The organism is Propioniciclava coleopterorum, assembly GCF_011393335.1.
Classification (GTDB): Bacteria; Actinomycetota; Actinomycetes; order Propionibacteriales; family Propionibacteriaceae; genus Propioniciclava; species Propioniciclava coleopterorum.
Genome location: NZ_CP049865.1, coordinates 3568652 through 3590294, shown reverse-complemented (window position 1 = coordinate 3590294; position 21643 = coordinate 3568652). Strand labels below are relative to the sequence as shown.

Here is a 21643-nt window from a genome sequence, read left to right as displayed (position 1 = left end):
CGGCGCCGACCTGACGGTCGTGGGTCGGGGCCCTTCCTCCGCCCTCCGCTGTCCGACCCCGTGGTGCTTGCGTTCCGGCGAACGCCGCGCCGTCCGGCGCCGGGGGACCGGCGTGGCCGGGTGCGGCCGCGTGGTACCTTCAGGGCGTCCAGCGCCCTCGATCCGTCGAGGGGTGGGAATCCGGTGAGAGTCCGGAACTGTCGCGCAGCGGTGAGGATGATGCCTCCGGCAAGACACCACTGGGAGTGATCCCGGGAAGGTGCCGGAGGCGTGTGATTCCGAGTCCGAAGACCGGCTGGACGCGTCCGTGTTCATTCCGGTCCCGCGTCAGGACCGTTCGCGAAGGAGTCGCCCATGCGTCCCTCATCACCCATCACCCGTCTCGTCGCCCTCGGCCTGGCCGCCGGGCTGGCCCTCACCGGCTGCGCCGGCGCGCCGGACGCCACCCCGGGCTCGTCGCCGTCGGAGTCGCAGGCCCCGTTCCACGTCTCGCTCACCAACTGCGGCGTGCCGCTGACCCTGGACGCGCCGCCCGCCCGCGCCGTCGCGCTCAACCAGGGGGTCATCGAGGAGGTGCTCTCGGTGGGGGCCGCCGGCCAGTTGGCGGGCACGGCCTACCTCGACGACGCGATCGCCGAGCACCTCGAGGCCGCCTACGCCACGGTGCCGGTGCTCGCCGAGCAGTACCCCACGCGCGAGGCGTTCCTCCAGGCCACCCCGGACTTCGCGCTGGCGTCCTACAACAGCGCCTTCGGCGAGAAGGGGGTCGGGTCACGCGAGGAACTCGCGGCGTCCGGCATCGGCACCTACATCGACCCGTTCGGGTGCCCGAACGTGGCCGACCGCCCCGCGGCGACCTTCGAGAACGTCTGGACCGGCATCGGCGAGGTCGGGGCCATCTTCGGCCGCGACGCCGAGGCCACCGCCCTGATCGAGGCCCAGCGCACCCGGCTCGCGTCCCTGCGCGCCGACCGCGCCGGCGACGGTCTGCGCGTCGTGTGGTGGGACGGCGGCGACACCGCGCCGTCGGTGGGCGGCGCCGGGGGCGGCCCCGCGCTCGTCCTGGACGCCGTGGGCGCCACCAACGTGTTCGCCGACCAGCCGAAGGCGTGGGCGAGCGTCTCGTGGGAGCAGGTCGTCGCCGCCGACCCGGACGTGATCGTCACGGTCGACGCCTCGTGGGACCCCGCCGAGCAGAAGCGGGCCCACCTGCAGGCGGACCCGGTGCTGCAGAACCTCCGCGCGGTCCGCGAGGGCCGGATCGTCACGGTGGCCTTCTCGCAGTCCACGCCCGGCGTCGGGCTGATCGACGGGGCGCGGAGCCTCGCGGAGCAGCTCGAGCGGTTGCCCGCCTGAGATGGTGGCCGACGCGCGGGTCCGACCGCTCGCCCGTCACCGCCCCCGGCCGGCGCCCCCGGCCGGGCGGCCGCCCGTCGCGCCGGTCGCGCTCGGGCTGGCGGTGCTGCTGCTGATCTCCATGGTGATCGCGCTGGGCATCGGCTCGGTGCAGGTCCCGTGGACCGACGTCGTCGCGGTCATCGCCCGCCGGCTGCGCCTGATCGAGGGCGCGGGCGTCACGGCGCTGCAGGACGACATCGTGTGGCGGCTGCGGGCGCCGCGCGTGCTGGGGGCCGCCTGCGTCGGCGCCGTGCTGGCGGTGTGCGGGGCGGTGCTGCAGTCCCTGACCGGGAACGAGCTCGCCGACCCCTACCTGCTCGGCGTGTCCAGCGGCGCCTCGGTGGGGGCGGTGTTCGTGCTGGTCTTCGGCGTCGGGGTCCTCGCCCCGCAGTCGCTGCTGATGATGGCGGCCTCGTTCGCCGGGGCCCTGGCCGCCCTGGCGATCGTCCTGGCCCTGGCGCGGGGCCGCTCCGGCGACCTGCCCGCCAGCCGGACCATCCTCGCCGGCGTCGCCGTGGGGCAGCTGTGCGGGGCGCTCACCTCGCTGATGATCATGGTCTTCGGCCACAACACTGCCGCCCGCTCGGCGATGGAGTGGATGCTCGGGACCATGGCCGGGCTGCGCTGGCCCACGACGTCGATCACGCTCGTCCTGGCCGCCGCCGTCCTCGCCCTCACGCTCGGCCACGCCCGCACGCTGGACGCCTTCAGCTTCGGCGAGTCCGCGGCGGCGTCGCTCGGCGTCGCGGTGAACCGGGCCCGGTGGACGCTGATGCTCGGCACGGCGCTGGCCGCCGCCGGCACGGTCGCGTTCGTCGGCCCGATCGGCTTCGTGGGGCTGACGGTGCCCCACATCGTCCGGTTCCTCGTCGGGGCGCGGCACGCCGTCCTGCTGCCGCTGTCCGCCGCGGCCGGGGCCATCCTGCTGATCTGGTCCGACACGGCGGCCCGCTCGCTGACGTCCAGCGAGATCCCCATCGGGATCGTCACCGCCGTCGTCGGCACCCCGGTCCTGATCCACCTCCTCCGCCGACGGGCACGCGCGTGAGGTGGCCGAAGGCCGGCCTGCCGCCGATCACCGCCACCCTGGGCTGTGCCGACCTGGCCTGGGGCGTGGACGGCCGCCCGATCCTGCACGACGTCACCGCGGAGCTGGCGCCCGGACGCGTCACCGCCCTGGTCGGGGTCAACGGGTCGGGCAAGACGAGCCTGCTGCACCTGCTCGCCGGCCTGCGGCGTCCGACCGCCGGCACCGTCCGGCTCGGCGAGCACGATCTGGCCGCGCTGCCGCGGCGCACAGTCGCCAGGGCCGTCGCCGTCATGGAGCAGAACGCGAACGCATCGGTCGAGCTGACGGTGCGCGACGTCGTGGCCCTGGGCCGGATCCCGCACGCCGGCGGCTGGCGCTCCCTGGCCGACGACCCCGCCGTGCTCGACGCGATGCGCCACACCGGGGTCGACGGGCTCGCCGGGCAGGCCTGGTCGACGCTCTCGGGCGGGGAGCGGCAGCGGGTGCAGTTGGCGCGCGCGCTCGCGCAGCAGCCGCGGATCCTGCTGCTCGACGAGCCCACCAACCACCTCGACCTGGCGCACCAGATCGGGCTGCTCGGCCTGGTGCGCGCCACCGGGCTCACGACCGCCGTCGTGCTGCACGATCTGGACCTGGCCCTGGCGCACGCCGACGACGTCTGGGTGATGGACGCCGGCCGCATCGTCGCGCAGGGGCCGGCCGGCCAGGTTCTGGACGCGACCCTGATCGCGCGGCACTTCGGCGTCCTCGGGCGGGTGCTGGCCGACGTGCGTCCGGGCTTCCGGTGGGAGGGGCTCGCCGATGACGCGGCGTCCTGACGGCCCCCTGCCCGCCGGGGCCGCCGTGGTGTGCGTCGCCCTCACCCAGGACGCCGCGGCGGCGACCCGCGCGCTGGCCGGCGCCGGAGCGTGGGCGGCGCTGGAGGGCGACGGGCCAGGGCTGGCGTCCGTGCTGAGCGGGTTCGACGGCCCGGTCGGCCTGGTCGGCGTCGCCGCGGGCGAGGGCCCGGCGCCGCTGTCGTGGCTGCGCCGCGTCGCCGGGGACTGGCTGCGCGGGTCGCCGGGCGCCCCGGCCGTCCTGGTCTGGCCGGCCGCGGTGCGGCCGAGGGACGGACGCCCCGGCGCCGACGCGCGCGGCTGGCGTCCGGTCACCGGGCGGGAGGCGCCGCTGCGCAGCGAGGCGTGGGAAGGGTTGCCGGGCTTCCGGCACCACCTGCTGCTGTGCGCGGGCGTGCGCTGCAAGGCCCAGGGCTCCGACGCCGTCGCGGCCGCCGTCGCCGACGAACTGACGGCGCGCGGCGCCCACGACCACGACGTGCTCGTGACGCGAACCCTGTGCCAGTTCCCGTGCAACAACGCCCCGGTGGTCAGCATCTACCCCGACAACGTGTGGCTGCGCCGCGTGAGCCCCGGCGACGCGCGGGCGCTGATCGCGCGCCTGCTGGAGGAGCCGGACCCGCCGGGGCAACCGGAACGGCTGCCGCGTGGGGCGACTCGGTAGCATGACGGGGTGCACAAATCTCCCAAGACGGCCCTCGCCGCCGTGGCCGGGCTCGCCCTCGCGCTGACGCTCGCCGCGTGCGGCGGACCCGCCGCCTCGCCTTCCCCGACCCCGTCCGACCCCGCGACCGCGACGCCGACCGAGACGGCGACGCCGACCCCGACGGCCACGCCGACGCCGATCACCCCCTCGACGTCGCTCGACGGCATCACGGTGACCGGCGACGCCGGCGCGGCGCCCACCGTCACGGTGCCCTCCCCGTGGGCGATCGACCAGACGCGTCGCTCGGTGCTCGTCGAGGGCAACGGGCCGGCTGCCGAGGGCGACTCGATCGTCGAGGTCAACTACGTGGGCACCAACGGCCGCACGGGCGAGGTCTTCGACTCCTCCTGGCAGCGCGGGACGCACGGGCTGTTCTCGCTCGACCAGGTCGTCCCCGGCTTCACCAAGGGGCTGACCGGCGCGAAGCCGGGCGAGCGCGTCCTGATCGGCATGCCCGGCGCCGACGGGTACGACGCCTCGGGCGGCTCCCCGGACGCCGGGATCGAGGTGGGGGACTCGCTGGTCTTCCTGGTCGACGTGATCGCGGTCTCGACCAAGACCGCCGTCGGGACGCCCGCGAGCCCGAGCCTCCCGGTCACGGTGGGCGAGGACGGCGGCAAGCCGACCGTCAGCATCCCCGCGGGCGCGACGCCCCCGGCGAACCTGGTGGCCGAGAGCGTCATCGTCGGCGCGCAGCGTCCGGTCGCGGCCACCGACTACGTGATGGTGCGCTACCGCACCTGGTCGTGGAAGACCGGCCAGATGATCGAGGACGTGTACGAGGCGCCGGAGGCCGGCCAGCTCGCGCGGCTGATCCCCGGCTGGCAGAAGGGCCTGGTCGGCAAGCCGATCGGCTCCCGCGTCGTCATCGTCGCGCCGCCCGCCGACGCCTACCCCCAGGGCAACGCGACGCCGGCGATCGAGGCCGGCGACACGCTGGTCTACACCGTCGACATCCTGTTCTCCAGCTCGGTCACCGGCTGAGCCCGCCTCCGACGCCGCCCGCAGCACCGCTTCGGGCGGCGTCGGCGCGTCCGCTCATCGCAGGATGCCGCTGAGCAGGCCTCGCAGGTCCCGCTCCAGCCGGGCGGGGGAGTCGTCCCGGGTGAAGGTGGCCATGCCGCCGATCCGCAGGGTCGCGAGCCCGTGCGCCAGCGCCCAGGCGTCGCGCAGCGCCACCTCGGGCGGCACCGCCAGATCCTGGCTGTCGATCAGGGCGGCGAGCCCCTCCAGCACGGCGTGCGCGGCCGGGTGAGGGTCGCGCAGGTCGCGGTCGAACATCAGCGCGAACAGGTCCGGGTGCGCGATCGCGAAGCCGACGTAGGCCACACCCGCCGCGACGAGCCGGTCGGCGGGGCTGCCTGCCCGCCCCGCAGCCGCCGCCATCTCAGAACCGAGCGCCGCGTAGCCGTCGGCCGCGACGGCGCCCAGCAGGGCGGCCTTGTTGGCGAAGTGCCGGTAGGGGGCGGCGACGCTCACGTCGCACGCCCGCGCGACACGCGCGATGGTGACCGCGTGGGTGCCCTCGGCCTCGACGAGCGCGCGGGTGGCCGCGAGCAGGTCCGCGCGCAACTCAGGGCGATGGTAGGAACTCGACATCGGTGCTCTCGTCGGCGTGCGCGGCCCTCCGCCGGGGCCGCACCGCCACGATAGTGGTCAGGATGAGGCCGGACAGTACCGCGAGCCCGGTCGCGGCCAGCTTGGCCCGGGCGGCCAGCCCGTGAGCGCCCGCCCACCAGGCCGGGAAGTCGCCGGGCTGGGTGAGCATGGCCAGGGAGAAGGCGTTCTCGACGACGTCGCACAGCGACGGGAGCGCCCACAGGGCGGCCCAGCGGACCATCCATCGGGCCGGGCGCGGCCGCCGGTGCCACCCCGCGGCGCCCACGAAGCGCGGCAGCGCCGTCGTCGCCAGCGCCAGAGCCGCCGCCCAACCCAGATCGATCACCTCGACCCTGATGAGGAGCCCCAGCCTGCCGCCCTCCTGCAGCGAGGCGTACAGCGACCGGAGCGTCCCGGGGTCGTCGAGGAGACCGTAGGTCAGCAGGGGCAGGGGCGCATCGACGCGCGCATAGGCGGCCTGGAGTGCGACCTGCGCCCCGGCCGCGAGGGCGAGGGACACCGCCAGCGCGATGCCGGCGCGGCGGACGTCGGGGCGACCCGTCACGCGGCATCCGCTCGCTCGGGTGCGACGCGCCGGGCGAGTCGGCGCAGCCGGGCCTGCTGCCACAGCGCCAGGCCGGTGAGCACGACGAGCGGGACGACCGCGATGCCGAGCGCCGGGCGCAGCGGGGACACCCAGGCGAGCGGTAGGTACAGGGACGCGGCCACGCAGGCACCGAGTGCGAGATGCAGGAAGCGGAGGAGGGTTCGGACGGTTCGGGGGGTGAACATGGTGCGATGTTAGTGCCGATAACATTCGGGTGGCAAGGCCCCTCGTGCTGCAACCGGCGCGACCCGCCGTGGGGGCGCGGCGTACGGGGCCCGTCCCGCTAGGGTGTCGGCATGAACCTGGAGAAGGTGGTCTTCGGCTTCTTCGTGCTGCTGGCCGCCACCCTGAACTTCGGCTACGTGACCGGTGAGATCGGCAACCCGATGCACCACAACGTCATCGAGCTCTACGCCGCCATCGTGGTGAACATCATCGCGACCATCCTCAAGTTCGGCGACCGGACCCAGATCGGCGCGATCCACCTCGCGACGAGCCTCGTGGCGACCATCCAGCTGATCATCGCCGGCGTCGTGTGGATCTGGTACACCCAGATCGCCCCGCAGCCGCTGACCGAGTCCGCGATGTCGAGCGTCGTGTCGATGGCGTTGGGCGCCCTGCTGGCCAACGTGGTGTCGGTGGTGCTGATGGTGATCGAGACCGCCAACTTCCGTCGCCACTGACCACCTCCCATGCCCCTGAAGCGTCCAGCCCCCGAGGCGCCGCGCCGCAGCGGCCACAACCTGCTGCGCCGCAAGGACGTGCCCGTGCCGCAGCCCGCGCCCTCCACGGACGCGCTGTTCATGGCGCTGCGCCGGATGCGGGCGCCCCTGATCGTCGTGGTGGTGGTGTTCTCGATCTCGGTCACCGGGCTCACGCTCATCCCCGGCACCGACCCCGACGGCAACCCGTGGAAGATGTCCGTCTTCGACGCGCTCTACCTCATGAGCTACACCGCCACCACGATCGGCTTCGGCGAGATCCCCTACGCGCTGTCCTACCCCCAGCGGGCGTGGGTGATCGTGTGCATCTTCGCCTCGGTGATCGGGTGGGCGTATTTCATCGGCGTCACGCTGTCGCTGATCCAGGACCGCGCGTTCCGGCTCGCGCTGGCGCGGCAGTCGTTCGTGCGCAAGGTGCGGACGCTGCGGCGTCCGTTCCTCATCGTCGCCGGGTACGGGCAGATGGGGCGGATGGTCGCCGAGACCCTGGACACCCTCGGCCGCTCGTGCGTCGTGCTGGACGCCGACCCCGAGTCCCTGGACGCGCTGGCCAACGCGCAACTCGCCAGCGACATCCCCGCGCTGATCGCCGACGCCCGCGACCCCGCGCCCTCGGCCTCGCCGGGCTGGGGAGCCCCTACTGCACCGGCGTGCTGGCGCTGACGCACTCCGACGACGTCAACCTGGCCATCGTGATGGCGGTCGCGCTGCTGCGCGACGACGTGCCCGTCATCGCGTGCGCCAACGACCGGATGACCGGCAACGCCATGCACGACTTCGGCGCCGAAGCGGTGGTCAACCCCTACGAGCGCTACGGCAACTACCTGGTGATGCGGCTGCGGCGTCCCGACACCTACCGCCTCGTCACGTGGCTGACGGCCAAGCCCGGGGAGCCGCTGCCGCCCGAGACCGAGGAGCACGAGGACGGGCACTGGGTCATCACCTCCGACGACCGCTTCGGCCACGAGATCGCCCAGGACCTGGAGGACGCCGGGCTGAACTGGACGCTCACGGAGGCGGCGGACGGTCCGCCCGACGTCACCGACGCCGTCGGGTTCATCGCCGGCAGCACCAACGACGCCCTCAACCTGGCGCTCGCGGGCCACGCCCGCCTGGAGAACCCCGACATCTTCGTGAGCATCCGGCAGCGGTCGCCGCGGTCCAAGCCGCTGCTGGCGGCGATGGACCCCGACTCGGTGTTCATCCCGGCCCAGCTCACCGTGGCCGAAGCGCTCGCCCGCGTCGTGACCCCCGACTTCTGGGACTTCGTGCGGCACCTGTGGACGCTGGACGACGAGGCGTCCGACGCCCTGCTGCGCCGGATCGTCGCGCGGGTGGGGCGGGGATCGCCCGACACCGACCGGCTGGTGCTGGACGCCGCCCAGGCGCCCGCGGTGACGCGCTGGCTGCGCCAGGGCCGGACGCTGCGGCTGGGCGATCTGTTCCGGCACCCCGACGACCGCGAGATCAAGGTGCAGGCGCTGCCGGTCACGGTGATCCGCAACGGCGTCGACGCGTTCGTGCCCGACCTGGACCTGGAGCTGTGCGTGGGCGACACCATCGTGGCGGTGGGGCGTCCGAACGCCTTCGACATCATGTCGCAGGCGCTGTACTACGAGCAGACCGTGGAGTACCTCGCCACCGGCGTCCAGGTGCCCGACACGTGGGTGGGTCGGGTCCTGACGCGCCGGCGGCGGGCGGGCGACTCAGCCCAGGACTGAGTCGACGACCTCCTTGGCCTGCCGCTGCACCTCGGCGAGGTGGTCGGCGCCCTTGAACGACTCGGCGTAGATCTTGTAGACGTCCTCGGTGCCCGACGGCCGGGCGGCGAACCATGCGTTCTCGGTGACGACCTTCAGCCCGCCGATCGCCGCGCCGTTGCCGGGAGCCTTGGTGAGCTTCGCAGTGATGGGCTCGCCCGCGAGCTCGGTCGCGGTGACGTCCTCGGGGGAGAGGTTGCCCAGCTTGGCCTTCTGCTCCCGGTTCGCGGGGGCGTCGATGCGGGCGTAGGCGGTCGCCCCGAACTCCTCGGCGAGCTTGTCGTAGTGCCGGCTCGGGGTCTCGCCGGTGACGGCGAGGATCTCCGAGGCCAGCAGGTCGAGCAGGATGCCGTCCTTGTCGGTGGTCCAGGTCCGGCCGTCGAGCGTCAGGAACGAGGCGCCCGCGGACTCCTCGCCGCCGAAGCCGACCGAGCCGTCGGACAGGCCGGGCACGAACCACTTGAAGCCGACCGGGACCTCGACCAGCGTGCGGTTCAGCTTGCCCGCCACCCGGTCGATCATCGAGCTGGACACCAGCGTCTTGCCGATGCCCGCCGCCGGGTTCCAGCCCGGACGGTTGCCGCCGTACAGGTACTGGATCGCGACCGCGAGGTAGTGGTTGGGGTTCATCAGGCCCGCGTCGGGGGTGACGATGCCGTGCCGGTCGGAGTCGGCGTCGTTGCCGGTCGACAGGTCGTAGGAGTTCGCGTTGTGGATCAGGGACGCCATCGCGTACGGGCTGGAGCAGTCCATCCGGATCTTGCCGTCCCAGTCGAGCGTCATGAACGGCCACGCCGGGTCGACGGTGCGGTTGACGACGGTGATCCCGAGGTCGAAGTGGTCGGCCAGGTACTCCCAGTACTGCACCGACGCGCCGCCCATCGGGTCGGCGCCGATGTTGAGCCCCGCGTCGCGGATGGCGTCCAGGTTGATGACGTTGGACAGGTCCTCGACGTAGGGCGTCCGGTAGTCGTGACGGGTGATCTCGGAGGCCGCGCGCTCGTACGGCGTGCGGGGGATCGAGCGGAAGTCGCCCAGCAGTTCGTTGGCGCGGGCGGCGATCACCTTGGTGGCGTCGGAGTCCGCCGGGCCGCCGTGCGGCGGGTTGTACTTGAAGCCGCCGTCGGTGGGCGGGTTGTGCGACGGGGTCACGACGATGCCGTCGGCGCGCGGGCCGCTGTGGTCGCGGTTGTACACGATGATGGCGCGCGACACCGCAGGGGTGGGCGTGTACTCGTCCTCGCGCTCGGCGCGCACGTCGACGCCCGCGGCGTGCAGCACCTCGAGCGCGGTCTTCCAGGCGGGCAGCGACAGCGCGTGGGTGTCCTTGCCGATGAACAGCGGCCCGGTGATCCCCTGCGCGGCCCGGTACTCGATGATCGCCTGCGTCGTCGCCGCGATGTGGGCCTCGTTGAAGGCCGTCCTCAGGCTGGCGCCCCGGTGGCCCGACGTGCCGAAGACGACCTGCTGGTCGGGGTTGTTCGGGTCGGGGATCAGGTCGTAGTAGGCGGCCACGACCTCGTCGACGTCGATGAGATCCTCGGGCTGGGCGGGCTGTCCTGCGCGTGCGTGAACCATGGGCCCATCATGCCGCTCACACCGTCGGGACGCAGCCCCGCCATGACATCGTCTCGTCAGGCACCGCTTTCAAAAGGGGTGGAACAATGAGGGCATGACTTCTATGCCGCTCCGTGGCGGAGCTATGGATCTCTCCGCCCTCAAGCCGACCCCGCCCCCGCCGCCCGGCGCCTCGTGGGTGGTCGAGGCCGATGATCAGTCCTTCGAGCAGGTCCTCGGCCTGTCGATGCAGCACCCCCTGGTGCTGGAGTTCTGGTCCTCGCGCGCGCCGGACCCGCAGTTCGCCGGCGTCCTGACCGACCTGGCCAACGAGGCCGCGGGCGCCTACCTCCTCGTCCGCGTGGACGTCGACCGGGCGCCCACCATCGCGCAGGCGCTGCAGATCCAGAGCGTGCCGCTCGTCGTCGGCGTCATCGCCGGCCAGCTCGCGCCGCTGTTCCAGGGCACCACCGACAAGGCGACCGCCAAGACGGCCATCGACCAGCTGCTGCAGGTCGCGGCGTCCAACGGGCTGTCGGGGCGCGCCCAGCCGGTCGTCGACCCCACCGCGGACGCCGGCGGCCCCGACCCACGCTTCGACGCCGCCGACGCCGCGCTCCAGCAGGGCGACTTCGCCCAGGCCGTGGTGGAGTTCGACAAGCTGCTGGCGGCCAATCCCGCGGACGCCGAGGCGGCCGCCGGGAAGGCGCAGGCGTCGCTGATGGTCCGCATCGCGGATCTGGACGCCGCCGAGACCAAGGCCAAGGCGGACGCCGACGCCGCCGACGTGGACGCCCAACTGGCGATGGCCGACCTGGAGATCGCCACGGGCCGCGTCGTGCCGGCCTTCGATCGGATCATCGAGGCGATCCGGCTGACCTCGGGCAAGGAGCGCGACAGGGCCCGCAAGCGCCTGCTGGAGCTGTTCGAGACCGTGGGCGCCAACGAACCCGCGGTGCTGAAGGCCCGCCGCGACCTGACGACCGCCCTGTTCTGAGCGGCCTCACGCGGGACCGAGCGGGCGCCCGTGAGGGCGTCGAGGGCCGGGCGGAGGGAGCCGGCGGTTGCGGCGGTGGGCTGCTCGCGTAGGCTTGCCCCTTCAGCGGACGATGTTTGAAGGGGCGCACAGAAGGGTAGGGCAGTGACATGAGCGCACACGAGGAACAGAGCCAGGTCGACCTGACCGCCGAGGACAAGGCCACGCGCGACGGGGGCTTCCCGGAGCAGGAACAGCAACCGCCGGGTCTCACGACCGACATGACCCCCGTCCCCGATCACGGCGAGGAAAGCTGGACCGGGCGGGACCGCCTCCCGGGGATGCGGGCCCTGATCACCGGCGGGGACTCGGGGATCGGCCGCGCCGTCGCGCTGGCCTTCGCGAGGGAGGGCTGCGACGTCGCGCTGAGTTACCTGCCCGAGGAGCAGTCCGACGCCGACGACGTCGCCTCCTGGGTGGAGAAGGCCGGACGGCGCTGCATCCTGCTGCCGGGCGACCTGCGCGACGAGGAGACCGCCCGCCGCGTCGTGGACGACGCCGCGTCGCAGCTGGGTGGCCTCGACATCCTCGTCAACAACGCGGGCTTCCAATGGGCGCGACGTGAGGCCGGGATCGAGTCGGTGACCACCGAGATGATGGACCGCGTCTTCACGACCAACCTGTACGGGCTGTTCTGGGTGACCCAGCAGGCGCTGAAGCACCTCGGCCGGGGCGCGAGCATCATCAACGTCAGCTCGATCCAGGCCTACGACCCGTCGGCCTCGCTGATCGACTACGCCTCCACGAAGGCGGCGATCAACAACCTGACCGTGAACCTCGCGGCCGAGCTCGGCCCCCGCGGCATCCGCGTGAACTGCGTGGCGCCCGGCCCCATCTGGACGCCGTTGCAGCCCGCGACGCGGAACCCGGACACCATTCCGGGCTTCGGGGAGGACACGCCGCTGGGGCGTCCGGGGCAGCCGGCCGAACTGGCGGGCGCGTTCGTGTTCCTCGCCTCCCCGCAGGAGGCGTCCTACGTCTCCGGGACCGTGCTCGGCGTCACGGGCGGCCGCGCCGTGTTCTAGGGGGGTCTCCCCGGTGAGGGCGGCCGCCGGCCGGGACGCGCGAAGGTGGGGTCCGCGTCGGGGGCCGGCCCCCCGCGTCCGGCCCTGCGCCCGGGCTTGTCAGCGGCCGCGAGCAGTGACACGGTGAGGAAGGTCCAGCGACCGGCACGGCGACTCGGTCGCTCCCGGGAGGGGGTGTCATGGCCCGAATCCGCGAACCAGCGCTCACGCGGCGCGAGGCGTGCCCGTCCCGGACCGCGTCCAGACCCCGGCGGCCGGCGCAGGGTGGTTCCCAGGCTGCCGCGGTGCACCCGGGCGGGAGCCGGCGGCTCACCCGGGGATCGGCCGGCGTGAGGGTCGGGCCCCTGGGCTCGATGGCGATCGGCGCGCTGATGCTGGCGGGGTGCACCAATCCCTCGACGGCCGCCGTGAGATCCGCGGCGGAGGAGTTCCAGCGCGCCCCGGCCGAGCGTGCCTGCGCCCTGCTGGCCCCGGCGACGTTCCACGAGGTGGAAGAGCTGGGGGCCTGTCCGGACGTGCTGGCGGGTCTGCCGCGCGGGACCCGGGCCGGCGACGTGACGCACGTCGAGATCGCGGGTCAGGGCGCCCAGGTTCGCTTCACCGGGGACGTGGTCTTCCTCGCATCGTTCCCCGGGGGCTGGCGGATCACCGCGGCCGGATGCCGCCGCGTCAGCGAGGATCCCGCGATCCCGTACGTCTGCGAGGTGGAGCCGTGAGGACGACGCGCGCGCTGTTCGTGATCCTGCTGGTCGGGATCGGTCTGGCGCTGGCCGCGATGATCGCCGTCGGGGTGATGGGGCGGTGAGGAGGCTGCGCGACAATGCGCTGACGCTCACGTTCCTGGTGCTGCTCCTGGGCGCCCTCGTCGGACAGTCGCTGGTCGGGCTGGCCGACTACAACGACGCCGCCCGCACCGCGCACCTGGCCGAGATCGACTGGGCGACCTACGTCACCTCGTCGGCCTTCGGGGTCGACGTCGCGGAGAACTGGCAGTCCGAGTACCTCCAGTTCACCCTGTACATCTTCCTGACGGTGTGGCTGGTGCAGCGGGGGTCGGCGGAATCCAAACCGCCGGGACAGGAGGGACTCGGAACCGACGAGCAGCAGCGTGTCGGCCCGTTCGCCCAGGCGGACTCACCCCGCGCAGCAAGGGCCGGCGGCATCGGGACGCGCGTCTTCGGGTTCTCCCTGACGCTCGTGATGGCGGTCATCTTCCTCCTGTCCTGGGCGACGCAGGCCGTCGCGGGACGCGTCGCGCTGAACGAGGAGCGGATCCGCGACCAACTCGATCCGCTCACCCTGGGGCAGTACCTCGGGGACACCGACTTCTGGGGGCGAACCCTTCAGAACTGGCAGTCGGAGTTCCTGGCGGTGGCGTCCATGGCGATCTTCACGGTGTACCTGCGCCAACGGGGCTCCCCGGAGTCGAAGCAGGTCGGAGCGCCGCACGCGGAGACTCCGGGGCCCTGAGGCGTCGGCTCGGCGCCGAGACGGGCGGGCCCTCGTCGACTGGTCAGCCTCGGGACGCGAGGGTCTGCTCGCGCAGGATCTCGCCGTGCCCGACGTGCTGGGCGGTCTCGCGGATGCAGTGCAGCAGGATCCACCGCAGGCTCATCGGGCCGAGTCGGTGACCGGCGACGATCTCGTCGAGATCGTGACCGACCAGCGCGGCGCGGGAGCGGTCGCAGGCCTGCGCGTACCCGCGTGCGATCGATGCGACCGTGTCGTCGGGTGCGAGCTCGAAGCTCGCGGCTGGAGTGGCGGGCAGCCCCAGGTCGGCGCGGGTGGTGCCGGTGAGCAGTTCGGCGAACCAGATCGTCTCGACGAGCGTGAGGTGCTTCACCAGCCCGAGCACCGTCGTGGCCGAGGGCACCAGGGAGAGGGCCGCCTCCTCCTCGCTGAGCCCGTCGAGCAGCCCCGCTGCCGCCGCGCGGTGCTCGTCGAGGAACGTGGTGAGCATCGTCCTCTCGGCGGCCTCACGGACGCCGAACGAGGCCTGATGCGCATGCCCGGGATGGCGCGGTTCGTCCATGCGGGAAGGCTAGACCCGAACTGCTCGCAGTGTCGTGCGTTCGGCACCCCGGCAGCACGACCGGCGTCAGTCCGTCTCGGTGCCGCGGACGTGCGCCCGGAGGACGGCGTGCGCACCCTCGGCGAGGGGCCGGGCCCGGTAGCGCCCCACGGCGGCGGGGACGACGAACGTTTCGGCGTAGTGCACGGCGAACGGAGCGAAGGCGCCCGTGGGGCTCTCCAGGAGGATCGGGCCCCCCTCCACGAGGTTGAGCACATGCACGGTCCCATGGGTGTCGTCCTCGATCGGGCCGGTGAACCAGGTCCGGGTGGTCTCGATGAACTCCAACTCGTGCAGTCCCGTCACCTCGCGGCGCCAGCCCTCGCCCTCTTCCGTGATGACGACCCGGTCGACGAGTTCGCGCTCGACCCAGGCGGTGCGGCGCGACCAGTCGATGTTCGCGAACGCATGATCGAGGTGAACCGGCCGTGGCCGGCCGTCAAGGCCGAGCCGATCCCAGTCCCACATCTTGAAGGTGAAGATGAAGGGGGTCGCCGAGATCTCCAGGACCATCGCGTCCCCTCCTGAGCAGTGCACCGTGCCGGCGGGGATCAGGAAGTGGTCGTGCTTGGCGGCCGGGAAGCTGTTGACGAACGCGTCGGCCTCGAACGGCGCTCCCGCCTCCGCGCGGCGGAGCGCGTCGCGCAGCGCCTCGGGGTCGGCGTCCTCGCGCAGCCCGAGGTAGACCTGTGCGCCCGGGGCGGCGTCCAGCAGGTAGTAGGACTCGTCCTGGGTGTAGTGCATGCCGAAGGTGCGCTGGATGTAGTCGGTGCTGGGGTGCACCTGAAGGGACAGGTTCTGCCCGCCCATGGTGTCCAGGAAGTCGAACCGGATCGGGAACTCGGCGCCGAACCGGGCGTGCGTGCGGCGTCCGAGCAGGGCGTCGGGCTGGGACAGCACCAGGTCGATGGCCGGCAGTTCGACGTCGCCGCCGGTCAGCCGCAGCACGATGCTGTTCTCCTCGGGGACGCAGTCGAAGCACCATGCGTAGTTGGTCGCGGCCGGCAGCCCGAACCTCTCCTGCATCCAGTGGCCACCCCACACGCCCTGGTCGAAGTACGGCACCAGGCGGAACGGACGCCGAGCGGCAGACGCCATGCCCGCCCGGAAGTCGGCCCCGGACAGCCCGACCGGCTCGGACGCGTTGCCGTCCAGCACCCAGTCGAGCCGGTCGAACAGGCCGCGCTTGTGGGCGTCCGCGACGCGCCACTCCACGAAGAAGCCGCGCTTGTAGGCCCGCAGCACGTCGTCCTCGGGACGCGGGCAGCGCCAGTTCGGCGTCCCGCCCCGGTAACGCTGCTGGATCTCCCAGCGGGCCAGGTCGACCAGGGCGAGCACCGCGCGGGCCGGCGCGGCGAGGGCGGCGCCCCAGCCGTGGACCAGCAGCGGTCCTGGCGCCGCGGCCACGGACGTGGTGAGCGCGTCCAGTGCGTCGGGATCGTAGAACTCGGCGAGCCGATGCGGGGCCAGGACGCCGAACACGCGGTCGTCGGTGAGGTGGCGTCCGATCAGGGCGTCGATCGCGGAGATGGGCAGGGCGGCCTCCTCGACGTCGAGCGCGGTGTAGCCCGGCAGGTGGGCCAGGGCCTGCGCGACGAGGCCGGGGGTGTCGGTGGCGGGGTAGGTGTCCAGCACGATGACGGGCCGCTCGCCGCCGCGGGCGCGTGCGTCGGTGTTGAGGGCGTGCCACAGGTCGGCGCCCCGCAGGGCGGTGCCGGGCACCTCGATCACGGGGTGCGGGTCGTAGTCGGGCGTCCGGGGCGCGGTCATGGCGCGGGTTCCTGTTCTGCTCGGGAGGCAAGCTGGATCAGCCCGCGGAGCACCGACTCCTCGGGCGCGGGGAAACGACGAGGTCGGGGCAGGCGATCCCCGACCACAGGTGGGAGGCGACGCGGCCGCGGAGCCCGGAGACCAGCGCGGGCGCGGAGCACAGCGGGCCGCCGGCCAGCACGACGCGCTCGGGGTCGAAGAGGTGGATCAGCGTCACCAGCACCGCGGCCCAGGACGCGAGGGCGCGGTCCAGGACCGCCGCCGCGCACGGGTCGCCCGCGTCCGCGGCCGCGATCACCTCGCGGAACCCGACGGGGCCGGACGCCAGCGGCGAGGCCCCGTAGTCGGGCCGGGTGGCCGCAAGCCCAGCCAGCGCCCACGATCCGCCCAGCGTCTCGGCGCAGCCGAGGTTGCCGCAGGGACAGGCGGCGCCGGCGAGGTCGATGGTCACGTGGCCGCCCAGGACGCCGCCGTGACCGTGTGCGCCCCGAACCAGGTGTCCGTCGACCAGGGCGGCGGTACCGATGCCGGTGCCGACGATCAGCAGGACGGCGTCCCGGCAGCCGTGCGCGGCGCCGGCCGCGGCCTCGCCCAGCAGGGCGGCGCGGGCGTCGTTCTCGACGCGCGCCGGGGCTCCGGCGGCGGCCGCGGCCCAGGCGCGCAGGTCGCGGCCGCGCAGGTGGGCGTACTTGCCGTGCGCCGAGGCCAGCCCCGTGCCGTCCGCGGTGACGATGCCAGGGATCGCGACCCCGACCCGGGTCGGTGCGCCGTGTGCGGCGCGCCAGCGGGTCAACTGGGCCGCCGCGGCGTCGAGGTCGGCGGGCTGGTCGGTGTTGGGCAGGCGCACTCGCTCGACCCAGCCGTTCCCGTCGTGCAGCCCCAGCCGGATGGTGCCGCCGCCCAGGTCGACCGCGGCGATCACGGCGCCGCCAGCAGGCCGGTGACGGCGGCGGCGAGCAACGGGGCGAGTCGCGCGTAGCCCGCCGCGTTGGGGTGCACCCTGTCCTCGTACAGCTCCGGCGTGGCGGTGCTCAGGCCGGCGCCGGCGAGGTCCACGATCCGGTAGCCGAGGCGGTCGGCCTCCCCTCGGAGGACGCCGGCGTAGTCGGCCAGGGTGGCCCCGACATGGTTGGGGGTCAGGTGCGCGTCGCCCGGCTCCGCGGCACCCGCGGGGGCCTCGAACCGCGGCAGCGGCAGCGGCGCCAGGACGCCGACGCCCGGAGCGGCTGCCCGCAGCATCGCCAGGCAGCGCCGCAGCGCGCCGCGGAACGAGTCGGGGTCGGGGGCGTCCGGGTCGCCGAGCGGGCTGCCCCAGAACCAGTCGTTGGAGCCGTGCCACACCACCGCGACGTCGGCGTCGGCGTGGAGTCGGGCCGGGTCGGCCAGCACCTCGACCAGCGAACCGGGAGCGGTCGGGGCGAGCGGGCTGCCGCCGATCGCGTGGTTGCGCACCTCGCCGAGTTCGGCCAGGGCGGGGAGGTAGCCGCCGTCGCCGTGGCTGCCGGACGAGATGCTGTCGCCGTAGACGACGATGACGGGGCTCACGGTGCCTCGAACCGGTGCCGGGCGGTGACCGCATGGCGGCTGGTGCCGGTGGCTCCGACCAGTTCCAGGGTGAACGGCCCGTCCGCGGTCACCTCGACGACGCGTTCCCGGTCGGTATGACGCAACGCCAGGTCCGCGGTGATCCCGCCGAACCAGTACCGCTCGACGCCGCAGTCGGGCCCGGCGGCGGGCAGCCGCCACGTCAGCCTCGCAGTGGGGGCGTCGGCCTGCAGCCCGATCACCCGCTCGATCAGGAAGCCGATCGGCGCCATGCCCGACCAGCCGACGAACGCCGGATGGTCGTTGGCGCCCGCGCTGAGCAGGTCGGGGGAGGAGTACTCGTAGATGGTGCCGGTGTCTGCGTGGACCCGGCACACGGCGTCCAGGTGCCGGGTGGCCAACTCCCGGGCCAGGTCGTGACGGCCGACGGCGGCCAGCCCGGCGATCACCATCTGGTTGGTCGGCGACCAGGTGCCGCCGCGCCAGTAGCCGCCCTCGGGCACGTAGCCGGGCTCGTCGGCGGCGACCGACGGCACCGGGTTGAGGCGACCGAACGCGGCGGGATCCAGCAGGGCGGCCACCAGCGCGTCGGCCCGCTCGCCGCGCGCCACTCCCGCGATGAGCGGCCAGAATCCGGCGATGGTCCGCACCTCGATCCGCACGCGGTCGGCGTCCAGGTCGACGTAGAAGGCCCGCTCGGGGTCCCACATCAGCGCGTTGATCGCCGCATCGGTCGCCTCGGCGCGGCGCCCCAGCGCGGCGTCGTCCAGGTCGGCGCGACGTCCGGCTGCCCGCAGCGCCGCGGCGATCTGGAGGAGGTGCCGGGCGTCCAGCACCATCTCGCAGGCGGTGTCGACGCCGAAGCCCAGCCGCGCGTTGCGGGGCGAGTTGTCCATGCTGGCCCAGTCCGAGACGTAGAGCCCCTCGGCGTGACCCAGGTGCTCCTCGAGCGCTGCGTGGTAGGCGGCCAGCGCCGGCAGGACGCGTTCGAGCCGGTCCAGGTCGCCGGTCTGGGTGAAGCTGAGCCACTCGGCCCACGCCGCGACGGGGTGGTTCAGCGCGTCGAGCGTGAGGTGCGGCGGCGCGGCCGGCACGCGGCCGAGATCCGGGCGGCGGCAGGTGGCCAGGTCCAGGTCGGGGGCGGCCGACGTCAGCGAGCGGTAGCCGTAGGCGCGGTCGTAGAACGAGTACAGCGGCCCGCCGTCCAGGTTGGTCCACCACGGCAGGTCGCGCCCGGTGGTGGCGTTGATCTCGCGGCAGATCTCGCCGTCGTCGAACTGGCGGGCGTAGAAGTTGTCCAGCGAGCAGATGCCCGGCACGTACGGGTGCAGCAGTCGAGCGAACATGGTGATGAAGCAGGAGTCCCACCAGAACACGTTGTCGTTGAACGCGCTGTCCAGGAACGGGCTGACGAAGCCGCTGCCCGGCTGGGGCGCCCGGCGTGACCCCAGCAACGTCGCGACCGCGTAGTCGTAGCAGGCGCGGTAGTCGGGTCGCCCGGCGACCCAGGGCCCGGGTAGCCGCCCGAGGAGCGCGGACGCCTCGGGCAACGGCCCGGCGGGCGGCGGCGGCGCGGCGTGTCGGCCGCGCGGGGCCGCCTGAAGGCTCTCGTACCGGCGGTGCAGTGCGGTGCCCGGTTCGAGGGCGTCCCCGGCGCGCATCACGGCGCCGGGGACAGGTGGCGGCGGACGGCGGCCAGGCCGTGGGCGTCCAGGTCGGCGACCCGGTCGGAGAAGGAGCGCAGCGTCCCGCGTCCGGTGATGGCCTCCGCCCACGCGTCGCGCAGCACGAAGGAGGGCCGCATCACCAGGCAGTCGGGGTCGTTGGCCCACCAGCGGCCGTCCTGCCAGGTGCGGGCGGCAACGTTGGGGGCCCCGCGCAGTCCGGCTGAGCCGTCCTGACCGCCCTCGTGGAAGGTGTCGGGGGAGACGCGCATCGCGTCCACCAGCCCCACCGACGGCAGCAGCGGAGCGCCGCACCCCACCAGGTACGCGTCGGGGCCGGCTGCCTCGCGGATCAGCGCCAGCCCGTCGCGGTAGGACGCCAACGGCGCGGCCCCGCTGTGCCGGGGGCCGGGCAGCGCGCCGGCGTAGAGGAAGTCGAGCTTGAGGTAGCTGATCCCCAGCCCGACCGCCCACGCGACGGTGTCGGCGAGGTGCTCCCGGACGCCTGGGTGAGTCAGGTCGAGGCCGACCAGATCCTGGCCCCAGTTGTAGCCCGCCGGGCCGGTGAGCCAGTCGGGGTGCCGGCGGGCCAGGGTGGTGTCGCGGCCGACCAGGAACGGGGCCAGCCACAGCCCTGCGGCCCGCCCGGAGTCGCGGATGGCGGTGACCAGACCGGGCAGGTGGCCGAACCCCGGGTCCGGACGCGCGCCCTCACCCAGGCCGGGGCTCCAGCCGTCGTCGATCTGGATCACCTCGACCTCGAGCCCGGCGGCGTCGATCGCGGCGAGGTTCTCGGCGATGTCGGCGGCGGTGACGTCCTCGAAGTAGCGGTACCACGAGCACCACACCCGCGGGGCCGGCCGGACGCGCACGTCGCGCTCGGCGGCCACCGCGTCCGCGAAGCCGGCCAGCGCCTCGGCGGCGTCGGCATGCTCGCTGCGGCGCACCGGCCCGGACGCGTCGATCCTCAGCGTCGTGCCGCCGGGAACCTCCGTGGGGGTGGTGCGGATGCTGGGCACCTCGTCCGTGGCGCCCGCGTAGCGCAGCACCGGCGAGCCGTCGCCCGGGTCCACCAGCAGGAGGCCCTCGCCTTGACGCCCGGTGTTGCTCAGCGGGGAGTCGGGCCGGAATCGCATCAGCCGTTGCCACTCGGTCTGGGGTGCCGGCCCGGACGCGGACGCGGCCGACCACCCCGTCGCGCTCCAGCTCTGCCAGCCCTCGGCGTAGACCCGTGCGTGGGGGCCGAGCCGCAGATCGTCGACGATCACGGTGTCACCGCCCGCACCGGCTGGGGGACGCCCCCGGCGCGCGCCGACGCCAGCGCGGCCAGCATCGCCGCGACGGAGTCCGCGACCGTGCGGGCGGCGTTCTCGGGTTCGCGGTCCTCCTCGACGGCGCACATCAGCTCGGCCATCGTGCCGGCGAACCCGTCGGTGAACCACTGCCCGGTCAGCGGGTGGTCGGTGGTCCGTCCGTCGCGCTCCAGGCTGAGCCGATCCGAGCCGAGCAGGACGCTGCCGCGCAGCGTGCCGGTGGTGCCGTGGATCCAGAACGGGCAGCCCCCGGCGCTCGCGCGGGCCTCCCCGACGACGCGCAGCACCGCGGTCGCGCCGGACTCGGTGGCCAGCGACACCGTCGCCGACCAGGGGTTCTGGGCGTGATCCGGCTGGCCCGGCACGCGGGCCTCCCACGCGGCGGCCCGGGACGAGGGGCCCATCCAGGCGGTGGTGATGTCGATCCAGTGCATCAGGTAGTCGCTGACCAGCATGTGCTCCAGGTCGTCGAACGGGGTGCCGACGATCGGCGGCAGCGGCTTGTCGTGCAGGTGCGTCACGCCGACCACCTCGCCGATGGCCCCCGCCCGGATCAGCAGTGTCGCCAGCCGCCAGGGCGGCGCCCAGCGGCCGTTCTGGTTCACCGCGACGCGCAGTCCTGCGGCCGCCGCGGCGTCCAGGATCGGCAGCAGCCGGTCCAGCTCGGCCGGGTCGGTGACCAGGGGTTTCTGGGCCAGGACGTGCTTGCCGGCGCGCACGCAGCGTTCGATCCAGTCCACGCGGCCGTGCGCGACCCCGGCCAGGTCCACCACCTCGACGGCCGGGTCGGCCAGCAGTTCCTCGGCGCTCGCGTAGACCCGGCCCACCTGCGGGAACGCGCCCGGCACGTCGGCGGCGCCCGAGCGGCTCCACACCCCGACCACGGGCAGGCCGTGGTCGCGGTAGGCGGGCAGGTGCGCGGTGCGCGCGATGGTGCCGCAGCCCAGGACCCCGATGCCGAGCGGGCGGCGCGGGAGACGGGGGCGATGGTCAGGGATGTCCAC

Annotated in this window: 23 protein-coding genes and 1 riboswitch; of the genes, 12 read left to right on the top strand and 11 right to left on the bottom strand. The window is 73.9% G+C overall.

Going from position 1 to position 21643, the window contains the following annotated elements; translation table 11 throughout:
• The first annotated feature begins 132 nt into the window (after window positions 1-132).
• Window positions 133-314, top strand: a riboswitch (cobalamin riboswitch).
• Between the two features lie 40 nt (window positions 315-354).
• From G7070_RS17000 to G7070_RS16980, 5 genes are all read left to right on the top strand, one after another.
• Entirely contained in the window at window positions 355-1356 is a 1002-nt protein-coding gene (locus G7070_RS17000) for an ABC transporter substrate-binding protein (RefSeq protein ID WP_166234726.1), read from the top strand.
• Window positions 1357-1453: 97 nt separating this feature from the next.
• Window positions 1454-2446 carry a FecCD family ABC transporter permease gene (locus G7070_RS16995; protein ID WP_431977963.1) on the top strand — a complete coding sequence of 331 codons (993 nt, stop codon included), beginning with the start codon at window positions 1454-1456 and terminating at the stop codon, window positions 2444-2446.
• The gene (locus tag G7070_RS16990) at window positions 2443-3246 is read left to right on the top strand and encodes an ABC transporter ATP-binding protein (RefSeq protein ID WP_246227182.1); all 804 of its coding nucleotides are present in this window, start codon (window positions 2443-2445) and stop codon (window positions 3244-3246) included. The genes G7070_RS16995 and G7070_RS16990 overlap by 4 nt, the downstream gene beginning before the upstream one ends.
• Complete coding sequence (locus G7070_RS16985; protein WP_166234724.1) at window positions 3230-3928, top strand: (2Fe-2S) ferredoxin domain-containing protein; 699 nt, start codon at window positions 3230-3232, stop codon at window positions 3926-3928. Before G7070_RS16990 ends, G7070_RS16985 begins: the two co-directional genes overlap by 17 nt.
• A gap of 9 nt (window positions 3929-3937) precedes the next feature.
• Complete coding sequence (locus tag G7070_RS16980; RefSeq protein ID WP_166234723.1) at window positions 3938-4954, top strand: FKBP-type peptidyl-prolyl cis-trans isomerase; 1017 nt, start codon at window positions 3938-3940, stop codon at window positions 4952-4954.
• Between the two features lie 54 nt (window positions 4955-5008).
• Here the strand turns inward: G7070_RS16980 and G7070_RS16975 are convergent, their stop codons facing one another.
• From G7070_RS16975 to G7070_RS16965, 3 genes are read right to left on the bottom strand one after another with little or no spacing between them, the layout of a single operon-like run.
• A complete protein-coding gene (locus G7070_RS16975) occupies window positions 5009-5569 on the bottom strand; it encodes a TetR/AcrR family transcriptional regulator (RefSeq protein ID WP_166234722.1) in 561 nt (186 codons plus the stop codon).
• Window positions 5544-6134 carry a hypothetical protein gene (locus G7070_RS16970; protein ID WP_166234721.1) on the bottom strand — a complete coding sequence of 197 codons (591 nt, stop codon included), beginning with the start codon at window positions 6132-6134 and terminating at the stop codon, window positions 5544-5546. Before G7070_RS16970 ends, G7070_RS16975 begins: the two co-directional genes overlap by 26 nt.
• Window positions 6131-6361 (bottom strand): hypothetical protein, encoded by a 231-nt coding sequence (locus G7070_RS16965; RefSeq protein ID WP_166234720.1) that lies wholly within the window; start codon window positions 6359-6361, stop codon window positions 6131-6133. Before G7070_RS16965 ends, G7070_RS16970 begins: the two co-directional genes overlap by 4 nt.
• A gap of 111 nt (window positions 6362-6472) precedes the next feature.
• Between G7070_RS16965 and G7070_RS16960 the strand changes: the two genes are divergently transcribed.
• Genes G7070_RS16960 through G7070_RS16950 form a run of 3 tightly spaced genes read left to right on the top strand, consistent with a single transcriptional unit; the run spans window position 6473 to window position 8619 of the window.
• A complete protein-coding gene (locus G7070_RS16960; protein WP_166234719.1) occupies window positions 6473-6859 on the top strand; it encodes a DUF6394 family protein in 387 nt (128 codons plus the stop codon).
• A 9-nt stretch (window positions 6860-6868) separates the two neighbouring features.
• Window positions 6869-7561, top strand: a complete 693-nt coding sequence (locus G7070_RS19350) for an ion channel (protein ID WP_166234718.1) — start codon at window positions 6869-6871, stop codon at window positions 7559-7561.
• Window positions 7549-8619, top strand: a complete 1071-nt coding sequence (locus G7070_RS16950) for a hypothetical protein (RefSeq protein ID WP_166234717.1) — start codon at window positions 7549-7551, stop codon at window positions 8617-8619. Before G7070_RS19350 ends, G7070_RS16950 begins: the two co-directional genes overlap by 13 nt.
• Here G7070_RS16950 and pgm read toward each other — a convergent pair.
• On the bottom strand, window positions 8605-10236 hold the full coding sequence (gene pgm, locus G7070_RS16945; protein ID WP_166234716.1) for a phosphoglucomutase (alpha-D-glucose-1,6-bisphosphate-dependent): 1632 nt from the start codon (window positions 10234-10236) through the stop codon (window positions 8605-8607). The genes G7070_RS16950 and pgm overlap by 15 nt on opposite strands.
• A 124-nt stretch (window positions 10237-10360) precedes the next feature.
• Between pgm and G7070_RS16940 the strand changes: the two genes are divergently transcribed.
• The 4 genes from G7070_RS16940 to G7070_RS16925 all read left to right on the top strand — a co-directional run bounded on the left by G7070_RS16940 (window position 10361) and on the right by G7070_RS16925 (window position 13746).
• Window positions 10361-11212, top strand: a complete 852-nt coding sequence (locus tag G7070_RS16940; protein WP_166234715.1) for a tetratricopeptide repeat protein — start codon at window positions 10361-10363, stop codon at window positions 11210-11212.
• Window positions 11213-11361: 149 nt separating this feature from the next.
• The gene (locus G7070_RS16935) at window positions 11362-12276 is read left to right on the top strand and encodes an SDR family oxidoreductase (RefSeq protein WP_166234714.1); all 915 of its coding nucleotides are present in this window, start codon (window positions 11362-11364) and stop codon (window positions 12274-12276) included.
• Window positions 12277-12605: 329 nt separating this feature from the next.
• Entirely contained in the window at window positions 12606-12992 is a 387-nt protein-coding gene (locus G7070_RS16930) for a hypothetical protein (protein ID WP_206079851.1), read from the top strand.
• 85 nt (window positions 12993-13077) lie between these two features.
• The gene (locus tag G7070_RS16925) at window positions 13078-13746 is read left to right on the top strand and encodes a DUF6766 family protein (RefSeq protein ID WP_166234713.1); all 669 of its coding nucleotides are present in this window, start codon (window positions 13078-13080) and stop codon (window positions 13744-13746) included.
• Window positions 13747-13789: 43 nt separating this feature from the next.
• Here G7070_RS16925 and G7070_RS16920 read toward each other — a convergent pair whose 3' ends face one another.
• The 7 genes from G7070_RS16920 to G7070_RS16890 all read right to left on the bottom strand — a co-directional run bounded on the left by G7070_RS16920 (window position 13790) and on the right by G7070_RS16890 (window position 21643).
• Window positions 13790-14308 (bottom strand): DinB family protein, encoded by a 519-nt coding sequence (locus tag G7070_RS16920; protein WP_246227181.1) that lies wholly within the window; start codon window positions 14306-14308, stop codon window positions 13790-13792.
• Window positions 14309-14374: 66 nt separating this feature from the next.
• Window positions 14375-16117 (bottom strand): class I mannose-6-phosphate isomerase, encoded by a 1743-nt coding sequence (locus G7070_RS16915; RefSeq protein WP_166234712.1) that lies wholly within the window; start codon window positions 16115-16117, stop codon window positions 14375-14377.
• A 37-nt stretch (window positions 16118-16154) separates the two neighbouring features.
• Window positions 16155-17039: an ROK family protein gene (locus G7070_RS16910; RefSeq protein WP_166234711.1), complete on the bottom strand. Its 885-nt coding sequence runs from the start codon at window positions 17037-17039 to the stop codon at window positions 16155-16157.
• A complete protein-coding gene (locus G7070_RS16905) occupies window positions 17036-17662 on the bottom strand; it encodes an SGNH/GDSL hydrolase family protein (RefSeq protein WP_166234710.1) in 627 nt (208 codons plus the stop codon). The genes G7070_RS16910 and G7070_RS16905 overlap by 4 nt, the downstream gene beginning before the upstream one ends.
• Window positions 17659-19323 carry an MGH1-like glycoside hydrolase domain-containing protein gene (locus G7070_RS16900; RefSeq protein WP_246228132.1) on the bottom strand — a complete coding sequence of 555 codons (1665 nt, stop codon included), beginning with the start codon at window positions 19321-19323 and terminating at the stop codon, window positions 17659-17661. The genes G7070_RS16905 and G7070_RS16900 overlap by 4 nt, the downstream gene beginning before the upstream one ends.
• The gene (locus G7070_RS16895; protein WP_166234708.1) at window positions 19323-20594 is read right to left on the bottom strand and encodes a glycoside hydrolase family 36 protein; all 1272 of its coding nucleotides are present in this window, start codon (window positions 20592-20594) and stop codon (window positions 19323-19325) included. Before G7070_RS16895 ends, G7070_RS16900 begins: the two co-directional genes overlap by 1 nt.
• Window positions 20591-21643, bottom strand: a complete 1053-nt coding sequence (locus tag G7070_RS16890; RefSeq protein ID WP_166234707.1) for a Gfo/Idh/MocA family protein — start codon at window positions 21641-21643, stop codon at window positions 20591-20593. Before G7070_RS16890 ends, G7070_RS16895 begins: the two co-directional genes overlap by 4 nt.